The organism is Aequorivita iocasae (assembly GCF_016757735.1).
Lineage (GTDB): Bacteria > Bacteroidota > Bacteroidia > Flavobacteriales > Flavobacteriaceae > Aequorivita > Aequorivita iocasae.
The window spans coordinates 1,985,026-1,995,413 of record NZ_CP068439.1; the positions used below are offsets into that span (position 1 = coordinate 1,985,026).

Sequence of the window (10,388 nt, forward strand, 5' to 3'; positions counted from 1 at the left end):
AATTTATTTTTTCAATCCAAGAATACTGAAAAACAAACTGAAAAGTATAATCTGAACGCCCAATAGCATTAGCGTAATTGCAGGAATAACTCTTCTTAAAATTGCCGTGCTTTCAATATTTCCATAACCGGTGGCCTGCCAATCTGAATATGCCAAAAAGCTTAGAACTATTCCCACAATAACCAAAACAAAACCGGTTATCAAGCCTTTTTCCAAATTAATAAATTTGAAAAGCCGGTCATATTTTTTTGACTTCGGAAGAAGTTCGTTTTCTACCGTGAAAACTTTTGTTAGGCCGTAAAAAAGGATAAACTGGAAACCAATAAGTATAAAGCCGGAAGTGAAAAGAAGGGTGTGCACATCAAAATTTACATTTCCAACGGAAACGGGACCCATAATTAAAAACGCCGAAGTAATCAGCCCAAAAAGCATTAACAACAAACCGGGAACCATAAATAACCAATTGGGGCTGTAGAGCACCAAAAACCGTAAATGCCTCCAACCGTCACGCCATGTATTCAAATGTGGTGGTCGGGAGCGCCCATCAGGTGAAAGGATGGTCGGTACTTCAGCAATTTTAAGATTTTTAAGACTTGCCTTTACAATCATTTCGCTGGCAAATTCCATGCCTGTGGTTTTGAGCTCCATTTTGTAAAAAGCTTCCTTGCTGAACCCACGCAAACCGCAGTGAAAATCACCAATTTTACTTTTAAAGAATAATCTTCCAATAAAGGAAAGTACCGGGTTTCCCAGATATTTGTGTAGAAAGGGCATGGCACCTTTTTTAATTCCGCCCTTAAAACGATTGCCCATTACCAAATCATAACCTTCCCGAAGTTTCATGATATAGGGCATCAAATTTTCAAAATCATAACTATCATCGGCATCGCCCATAATAATATACTTTCCGTTTGCTGCTTCTATGCCGCCCCGCAGTGCACTGCCGTAACCTTTTTGTGGAACGTTTATAACAGTAGCGTTTAAATCTTTTGCAATTTGTTGTGAGCCGTCCGTGCTGCCGTTGTCAGCAATAATAACTTCACCCACTATGTTTTTTCGTTCAAAAAAACCTTGTGCTTTTTTTATGCAAATGGCAAGGGTTTCGGCTTCATTTAGGCACGGCATTACAACAGATAGCTCTACGTTCATATTTTTGAAGTTATTTTTCGGAATAAAATAATTCCGATTAAAATGGCAAAAAAGTAATTGTAAAATAAATAGCGCATAATGGAATGCGAAGCAAATGCCACGATCATTGCATTTGAAACTATAAGTGTGGAACCAAATAGCAGCAATCCATTATTGACAGACCATTTTCTAAAAGTAATTATTGTGCTATAAAGAAAAAGAAGCAATGTGAGCACTGCCGGCAGGATTCCCTTAAAACCGTGAAAAATACCTTCAAAATAAATAGATATGTATTTTTCGAAATTATCTTTCACCAAAACGGGAAGCATATTTTTTGCGGCCTTTTCGGCCAAAATTACATTTTCACTCAATTTATTGGTTTTGCTCTCAAAATAGTTCATCGTGGGAACGTGAAAAGATCTATTGCAGATCCACGGAAAATTGTTGTGAAAAAGCATGTATTTTTCAGTGGCGTCGCCTTCTACCTTTGAACTCAAAAGACCTAAGCTGTCAATTTTTTGATAGGTTCTTGAAAAAACTATTTTTTCATTCTCAGTTTTCATCAAAGAAGCATCTTCTTCATCTGAAACATAAAGTGGCAAAGTGAGTGCATTTACATAGCTGAAGGGCGTGGTAACAAAGAAACCGTGAACGGCTTTATGATATGTCTTGTCTAAGGTTTGAGTGATAATTGGCAAAATAAAAAGAAGTATCCCAAAAAATAGATTGGGTCTGTTAAGAATATTTTTTCGCTCTTTTAAAATGTACAAAACCCCTAGAATGGGGGCAACAATTATAAACTGACCGCGCGTAAGGCACAATAATATAAATGCAATAGAAAGGTGAACTAATTTATTGGGCTGGTTGTTAAATAAAAAATCTAAGCTATAAGCTATCAAAAACAGGTAAAAAGGATAGGAGAGTCCTTCCGAAGTCAGATTGTTTCCCACCAAAAGTGGCGGAAAATATGGGAAAATAAGCAGTATGAACAACACAAAATACTCCCAGTTTTTAAGTTTCAGAAGTTGTTTGCATGTTTTTTGAAGCTTGGCAATTGCCAAAAAACCTAGCAACAGCTGAAAAGCAACCACAGCGGTTTCAAAAAAGCTGCCGAAAAAAAGATCAAAACTCCTCAAAAAAAGTCCGTAGCCTGGAAACCTGTAAAAATGTACTCTAAAATAGGTGTTGGTATCGGGAGAATAGATGGCCGGTTGAAGAACAAAATAAATAAAGACCGCTAAATAGATTAACAGCAATAACCCATCAAACGCAGAAAATTTTAATCCTCTTGTAGAATATTTAAACAATTTGATGGTTTTAATTAATTATTTGTGGGACTGTAAAACTAAAAATAAATTTTAGCTTTACATTCTTATACCGAAACCCTTTTTAAAAAAAGAAATCACTTGGAAAGCAATACATTTTCAGTAAAAAAATATACTGCGGAAGATAAACTTTTGTGGCAGAAATTTCTGGAGAATTCCAAAAATGCAACTTTTCTGTTTCAAAGGGATTTTATGGAATATCATGCCGACAGATTTACGGATTATTCCCTTCTGGTATTTAAAAAAGGAAAAGTTGTTGCGGCCCTGCCAGCAAATATTTCTGAAAATACCGCGTATTCCCATCAAGGATTGACCTACGGAGGTTTGCTGCTTCAGAAAAAAACAAAGTTGAAGGAAGTTGTTTTGATTTTTAGCAGTGTGCTTCAATTTCTGAATGAAGCGGGAATTGAACATCTTCATTTAAAAATGTTGCCGAAAATATATAATTTATTGCCTTCTGATGAAATGGATTATCTGCTTTTTATTACAGAAGCGGAAAAGGTGCGTACCGATGTTTTAAGCGTAATTGATAACCAAAATCCGTTAAAGATTGCTGCGAACCGAATGGAAGGAGTGAAAAAAGCAAATAAAAGCGAGCTTCGGATTGAGGAAGAAAATGATTTTGAACCGTTTTGGGAAAAAATATTGATTCCCAACTTAGCTCTTCGCCATCAAGCGCTGCCTGTACATTCATTTGGTGAAATAACCGAACTGGCAAACAATTTTCCGAAGAACATCATCCAGTTTAATGTTTATAAAGCAGATGAAATTGTAGGCGGCGCAACTATTTTTGAAACCGAAACCGTAGCGCACGTGCAGTATATTTCTGCAAATGAGGACAAGCAGCAATTGGGGACGTTGGATTTTTTATTTGAGTATTTAATAACCGAGCGTTTCAGAAATAAAAGATATTTCGATTTTGGGACTTCCAACGAGAACCATGGGAAAAACATAAATGAAGGCCTGCTTTATTGGAAGGAATGTTTTGGGGGCCGCTGCATTGTACAATCATTTTATGAAGTGAAAACCGCAAATTATAAAAAATTAGCAACCGTTTTTTTATGATTCCATTTTTAGACCTACACGCCATAAATAAACGTTTTGAAAAGCAATTTCAAGACGGCTTCAAGCAATTTCTGGATTCGGGATATTATGTTTTGGGAAGTCAAGTAAAATTGTTTGAAGCAAATTTTGCGCGCTATTGCGGCACGAGTCACTGCATAGGTGTTGGCAATGGTTTGGACGCTTTGCGGTTGATTTTGGAAGGATATAAAATTCTTGGAAAATTAAAAGACAATGATGAAGTTTTGGTTGCATCAAATACCTACATCGCTACAATTTTGGCAATAAAACAAGCCGGCTTAAAACCTGTTTTGGTGGAGGCAGATTTTAATGCGTATAATTTCGATATCAATTCACTTAAAAGTGCTATTTCAGAAAAAACGAAGGCGATAATGCCCGTTCATCTCTACGGACAGCTTTCGCCAATGGAAGAAATTTTAAAGATTTCAAAAGAAAATAATTTGCTCGTTATTGAGGATGCCGCACAGGCCCACGGAGCTAAAAATAGTGATGGAAAACTGGCGGGAAATATTGGCGATGCGGCTGGCTTCAGTTTTTATCCAACAAAAAATTTGGGTGCGCTGGGAGATGGGGGAGCGGTAACTACCAATGATGACGAATTGGCGTCTGTTATTGCAAAACTTCGAAATTATGGAGCTTCCACAAAATACGTAAATGAGTTTGTGGGCTTAAATTCAAGACTTGATGAAATACAGGCTTCCTTTTTAAATATAAAGTTGCCTACACTGGATTCTGATAATGAAAGCCGTAGGACAATCGCGAAAAAGTATATTTCAGAAATAAAAAATGATAAAATAATTCTTCCGCATTACGATGGAAGTGAAAACCACATCTTTCATCTTTTTGTGGTTCGCGTTGAAAATAGAAATGAATTTATAGATTACTTGGACCGCAATGGAATTGGCCATTTAATCCATTACCCCATTCCGCCACACAGACAAGAGGCGCTTTCTGAATTTAAAAATTTAAACTTTCCCGTTACCGTAAAAATCCATGAGCAAGTAGTGAGCATTCCCATAAGCCCAATACTTTCTAACGCTGAAGTTGAGACTATAATATCAGTTTTAAATAAATATTAGGTGAAAATACCATCCTTTATACGCGGTAATTTGCTTTTGAAGATGACATCGCTCAATGCTGTGGTGGTAAGTATCAGGCTCTTGATTTCTGCCGTTGTGCAACGTCTTCTCTATGATTATGTAGGTGCTGTAGGACTTTACAAAATTGGTCAGCTTAGAAGTTTGTCGCAGTTATTGATGTCAATCTCTTCGCTCGGTACTTTCAGCGGCCTGGTAAAATATGTTGCAGAATACAGGTCAGACAAGGCCCAGCTTCAAAAGCTATTTAGCACTACGTTTGTTTTTACCATATTTGGTGTTTTAGGTAGCTGTATCACGCTGCTTGTGTTTTCAGACCTCATCAGCGATTATCTTTTTGCCTCAAATGAATTTTCATATATAATTAAATTAACTGCTGTTATTATTCCCTTCATCGCGGTGCAACGCGTTTTTAATGGAGTTATAAACGGACTGTCCGAATACAAAAAGTTTGCAAAAATCGATTTGGTCAGTTACCTGCTTACGGTGTCATTAACTCTGTTGTTTCTTTTCCAGTACAATTTGGACGGGGTGCTGATAGCTATTAGTATTACGCCGATAATTCAGGTATTGGTCCTGCTTTTCTTTTTTTTCAGAGTACTGCGTGGCTACATAAGTTTCAAGGATATAAAATTGAAATCCCCTATGGCAAAAAGCCTTTTTGCGTTTACGGTTATGTCCTTTGTGAGTTCCATTTTACTACCTCTTGTGGAAATAGATATAAGAAGCATGCTGGAAGAACGAATGTCAGGACGGGACGCCGGGGTATGGACCAATATGACTTTTATTTCGAAAAATTATATGGTTTTTTCAGGTTCCCTTTTTACATTATATGTGCTTCCCAAATTTGCGGGAATCTATTCCGCAAATAATTTTAAGAAAGAAGTTTTCAATATTTATAAAACCATTTTGCCGCTATTTGCCGCAGGTATGATTCTGGTTTATCTTTTTAGACACCTTATAATTGAATTGTTATATCCAGGATTGACCGAAATGGCGCCACTCTTTAAATGGCAGCTGATAGGAGATTTTATTAGGCTCGCGTCTTTGGTGCTTCTAAACCAGTTTTTGGCAAAAAAATTAGTGCGAAGTTTTATATTTTCGGAGCTTTTTTCATTGGCGCTTTTTTATGTGCTGGCCCAATTGCTTGTTGCTCCGTATGGAGTTGAGGGAATTGTAATCGCACATTTTATCAGGTATGTGCTTTATTTTTTTGTTGTTTCATTTTTAGTGTTCAGATATTTTAAAAAACAAAGAAAGTAAATTTTAAAGGAAAAAATCAGGTAAAGTTTAGATAGCTTTGAAACCAATTTTGTTGCATGCTTGATTCTAAAAACTCTTACAGACAGGTAATTAAGGCCACTTCGCTTTTTGGGGGGGTTCAGGTATTCAATATTTTGATTTCCATAGTTCGCTCAAAATTTATCGCCTTGTGGATAGGCCCTGCGGGTTTTGGCATCGCCACGCTTTTGAACACGACCATAGGCCTCATCAACGGAATGACCAATTTGGGATTGGACAGAAGTGCCGTAAAGGATATTTCCTTCAGTCATGCCAACGCACAACCTGAAGGTACCGCACGCACCATCCAAATTGTGAAGAGATTAGTGTGGTTTACCGCTATTTTGGGCAGTGTAATTATGCTTGCGGGCGCTCCGTGGTGGAGTGAGATTGCCTTTGACTCAAAGGAATATACCCTATCCTTTGTCTGGATTTCTTTGGCACTGTTTTTTAAACAGCTTTCCAATGGTCAGTTGGCAATACTGCAAGGCCTTCGAAAATTAAAAAAACTTGCAAAGGCGAATCTGTATGGAAATCTTTTGGCACTGCTCATTACGCTTCCCCTGTATTATTTTTACCGAATTGACGCCATTGTACCTGCAATAATAATTTCTTCTTTTATCGTTTTTATTTTTACCTATTATTTCGCCCATAGTGAAAAGGTTGCTACCATTAAACTTACCAACAGGGAAGCTTTTGTTGAAGGAAAAACAATGGTGCAATTGGGGCTTACGCTGAGCATTAGCAGTATGATCGGTCTTTTGGTAGCGTATATTATTCAAATCTTTATTAGCCAAACTGGGGGGCTGTCGGAAGTGGGTCTATACAACGCCGGGTTTGTTATTCTGAATGCATATGTGGGGCTGGTCTTTACGGCTATGGAAACGGATTATTTTCCGAGATTATCTGCAATTTCCGATAGGATTGAAGCCATACGCCAAACCGTTCTTGAACAAGCTTTTATCGCTATTCTTCTCATTCTGCCAATTATAGTAATTTTTTTGGCGGCCGCGCCATTCATTATTGTGCTTTTATATTCCAATGAATTTGTACCGATAATAGATATGGTTCGTTGGGGTATTTTGGGAATGGTATTCAAAGCCGTTTCCTTTTCCATGGGATACATCTTAATAGCGAAAGGTGACTCAAGACTTTTTATGAAAACGGCAATCGGGTTTAATGCTTTACTCTTAATAATGAATCTTTCCGGCTATTATTTTGGCGGTTTGGAAGGCTTGGGGATTAGTTTTTTATTATATTATATCATTCATTTCATAGGCTTGCGGATGATTACAAAAACACGATATGATTTCTATTTTAATAAAAGCTTTTACGGCATCTTCGGCATTTGTGTTTTAATATGTGGAATTTCATTTTTGTTGACCTATATAGAATATTCCTATCTTAAATATGGTTTGTTAATAGTTATGGCTGGTTTTTCTTTTGTATTTTCATACATCCAATTGGATAGAAAAATGGACATAAAGGAATTATTCCGAAAGATTTTTAGAAGAAAATAATGGTCGGCTCGTTAAAAAGAACATATCGAAATACCCGCGAGAGTTTTAGGTTTTACCTCTCGGTGAATTGGATAAAAACCATTTATTTCAATTTCAGGATGTTTCCCGTAAAAACGGCCCGGAAGCTGCCTGTTTTTTTCTATGGACCAGTAAAACTCTGCGCAATACGTGGTAAGATTATAATTAAAGCTCCTATTAAACGGGCGATGATCGGATTTGGACAGCCATATGAAATGAATACAAAATTTCAAGGCATTTCCGAACTTTTCTTAAATGGAACATTTGTAATTAAAGGACATATTCAATTTGGTAAAGATTATTTTATATACATATCAGATAATGCATACTGTGAATTTGGACATATGGCATCCCTAGCTTCTAGAGGTAAGTTAATTTGTAAAAATAAAATTGTATTCGGCGATTATGCTCGAATTGGATCAGAATCGCAGGTAATAGATACCAATTTTCATCAAATGATTAACACTCAAACGAACGAAAAATATCCGATGGATGGCACCATTAAATTAGGAAACTACAATTTTATTGGCAATAGAGTTTCAATAATGCAGAAAACTATAACGCCCAATTACTGTACTATAGCCTCAAATACATTGTGTAATAAGGACTATTCAAAGCTCGGGGAGAATATCTTAATAGGAGGGATACCGGCAAAATTATTAAAGGAAAATATATCGCGAGATTGGCTTGGTGAACAGGATATTTTAGAGAAATATTTGATAATAAAATAATTTAGAAAAGACGTAATCGGGGCTATATAATTATCTTTGCAAAAATAAATCTTCAGCCTTCCATTTTTTACTCCTATGCCACTTTCCCTATACAATCCCTTTGACGATTTAATTTTTGACGAACATTTCTGCTTTCTTTCGGGAGCGCTCACTACCGAAAAAATGCCAGTGTTTCCACAATGGTTGATGGACAAATTTAAGTTTGGCGATGAGCGCATCGAAATGATGGACAAGCAGAAAACCTACGTATATGCCGATTTGGAATTGCCCTGCTCCCCAGAGGTAAAAAATGCCTTTGACGCACTGGATGAAAAAATTCAGGCCGCCTACAAAAAAGACTACGAGGGAATGGCCGCGCTGGACGAACTGCTCATCTTTCAATGGACGGGCAGAATGTTGTACGGCCTACTTTATTATGAAATGCGGTACGAACGCGACCGATTGCTGCGGCAAGGGGAGGAGTTTGCCCTTTCCACGCAGTTGAAACAGCGGTTCGGGAATTTCCATTTGATGCTCCAATCCATTGTTGAGTCGGTTTCTTTCGTTGGAAGAAAGCCGTGGAGCATAGTGGTGTTTCCACTGAAATATTCGGCCGATATTTTCAGCTATCGCGATGATGCCATCAATCTGCTGTTTTCATTTGGGGTAAACGGTTTTGGCTTTGTTGCGTGCTTACAGGACAATGGTATAATTGCCGAAAAGCAAAAAGAGTTACTCGAAAAAATGAAAGGCCAGGTTTTGCACCCTATCCAGTTTGAGGAATTGTACGCCCGGTTCCATTACTCCGATTATATCTTACAGTATAACCCGGAATACAAAATTGAAAGGAAGGATAATGCAATTACTATAGAAGCGATTCCTATTGAAAAAAAGGGAAGCAAGCCTATTTTCGGGTTTTGGGACGAGGATATTTTTGCCCAGTTGCTCGCCAACTATTGGAGCGTTTACGGCATTGAGCGGGAGGATATCCTACAATTTCAAAAGCCGCCGCTCAGCTTTTTGGAAAACCCGTATTCCAAGGATTTTATAAAGCCGGAAGCAATCGATTTGCCTTTTTAATTAGAATTCCAAACTTTCAAATATTTCTTGGCCATTGAAATATAATGGTGTTCCCGTTCAATAAACGCCCGTGCATTTTTTGAAATAGTTTGTAATTTTTCGGGATTCAAAATTAGGTCTTCCATTTTTTGGAATAAATAATCCACATCGGGAAGGGCGTTGATGCACACTTCATCTTCCTTTAGATTATAATGCTCCAAAAACTCCGCTTCGGCACCGGTAAAAACTACCTTTCCCTTTGCCATGGCTTCCAAAGCGTTATAACCTTGGTCATACGCAAACACTTGGTCCAAAATTATATGCGCTGAATTGTATTTTTCGATGTATTCGGAATAGGGAACATTTTCAACGGTTATCACTTCAATATTATTGGAAAATTTATGCTGGATTTTTTTCAGTGCAGCTTCAAAATAATCATTTCCTTTTTTAAAATAATTTGCCCGATTAATGCCGTGGAAAATGATAATTTTTTCAGAAACGGGAAGGGGTAGATAGTTTAACTTTTCAGTATTTACGGGGTTTGGTATAAGTCCTAAGTATTTTGAATGTTGTTGCAACGGAATGTCATAATCTAAATCGGAAGCAATAATTCCATCTACTTTTTCAAAAACAAAATTGTGTAATTCTTTGTAGTCGGCTTTTAAATATTTCAAAGCAGGAAAAAATTCTTTTTCAGATATTTTCCCTTCAAAATAGGGACTGAAAATTGAATACCGAAACTTTTTTTCAAAAGCATATTTCACGCTCATGTAATCTGTGCCACAGGAAAGTAGAAATAGCTTTGTATTGTTTTTTTTTAAAAAAGAAATAACTTCTTTTTCATATTTCGGCTGCAAGCCAAACGGGCTTTCATTTATAAGTTGCACAAAGTAAAAACCGGAGAAAACTTCCTTTTCCCGAAAAAATTGATTTTTAAGTGAAATGGAAGTAATATCCAAACCCATGATTTTAAAGAGCAGGACCTTAATCTTTTTTGAAAATCCGGAATCGTATTTCCGTTTTAAAAGTATGTCTGAAGGGAATTTTTTAAAATCATCGCCCGTCGAAACCAACGTTACCTGGTGGCCCAATTGCTGCAACCCTTCTTTTAAGGAGTTATGCAACCTGCTGTATTCGCCCACCAAAAGTATTTTCATAAAAGCTATA

At 37.0% G+C, this 10,388-nt stretch carries 9 protein-coding genes; 6 read left to right on the forward strand and 3 right to left on the reverse strand.

Annotation, left to right across the window (positions count from 1 at the left end; genetic code table 11):
- Positions 1–3: 3 nt before the first annotated feature.
- Together JK629_RS09195 and JK629_RS09200 are read right to left on the reverse strand one after the other, a co-directional pair.
- Positions 4–1,149, reverse strand: a complete 1,146-nt coding sequence (locus JK629_RS09195; RefSeq protein ID WP_202335341.1) for a glycosyltransferase family 2 protein — start codon at positions 1,147–1,149, stop codon at positions 4–6.
- On the reverse strand, positions 1,146–2,435 hold the full coding sequence (locus JK629_RS09200; RefSeq protein WP_202335342.1) for a glycosyltransferase family 39 protein: 1,290 nt from the start codon (positions 2,433–2,435) through the stop codon (positions 1,146–1,148). The genes JK629_RS09195 and JK629_RS09200 overlap by 4 nt, the downstream gene beginning before the upstream one ends.
- 99 nt (positions 2,436–2,534) lie before the next feature.
- Here JK629_RS09200 and JK629_RS09205 point away from each other — a divergent pair, with 99 nt between their 5' ends.
- The 6 genes from JK629_RS09205 (at position 2,535) to JK629_RS09230 (ending at position 9,242) form a co-directional block, all read left to right on the forward strand.
- A complete protein-coding gene (locus tag JK629_RS09205) occupies positions 2,535–3,518 on the forward strand; it encodes a GNAT family N-acetyltransferase (protein WP_202335343.1) in 984 nt (327 codons plus the stop codon).
- Positions 3,515–4,615 carry a DegT/DnrJ/EryC1/StrS family aminotransferase gene (locus JK629_RS09210; RefSeq protein ID WP_202335344.1) on the forward strand — a complete coding sequence of 367 codons (1,101 nt, stop codon included), beginning with the start codon at positions 3,515–3,517 and terminating at the stop codon, positions 4,613–4,615. The genes JK629_RS09205 and JK629_RS09210 overlap by 4 nt, the downstream gene beginning before the upstream one ends.
- The gene (locus JK629_RS09215) at positions 4,616–5,896 is read left to right on the forward strand and encodes an O-antigen translocase (RefSeq protein WP_202335345.1); all 1,281 of its coding nucleotides are present in this window, start codon (positions 4,616–4,618) and stop codon (positions 5,894–5,896) included.
- Between the two features lie 56 nt (positions 5,897–5,952).
- The gene (locus JK629_RS09220) at positions 5,953–7,434 is read left to right on the forward strand and encodes an oligosaccharide flippase family protein (protein ID WP_202335346.1); all 1,482 of its coding nucleotides are present in this window, start codon (positions 5,953–5,955) and stop codon (positions 7,432–7,434) included.
- Positions 7,435–7,532: 98 nt separating this feature from the next.
- Positions 7,533–8,183 carry an acyltransferase gene (locus JK629_RS09225; RefSeq protein ID WP_202335347.1) on the forward strand — a complete coding sequence of 217 codons (651 nt, stop codon included), beginning with the start codon at positions 7,533–7,535 and terminating at the stop codon, positions 8,181–8,183.
- A 75-nt stretch (positions 8,184–8,258) separates the two neighbouring features.
- Entirely contained in the window at positions 8,259–9,242 is a 984-nt protein-coding gene (locus JK629_RS09230) for a hypothetical protein (protein ID WP_202335348.1), read from the forward strand.
- Here JK629_RS09230 and JK629_RS09235 read toward each other — a convergent pair.
- Positions 9,239–10,378, reverse strand: a complete 1,140-nt coding sequence (locus tag JK629_RS09235) for a glycosyltransferase (protein ID WP_202335349.1) — start codon at positions 10,376–10,378, stop codon at positions 9,239–9,241. The two genes, JK629_RS09230 and JK629_RS09235, sit on opposite strands and share 4 nt — an antisense overlap.
- Positions 10,379–10,388 lie beyond the last annotated feature (10 nt).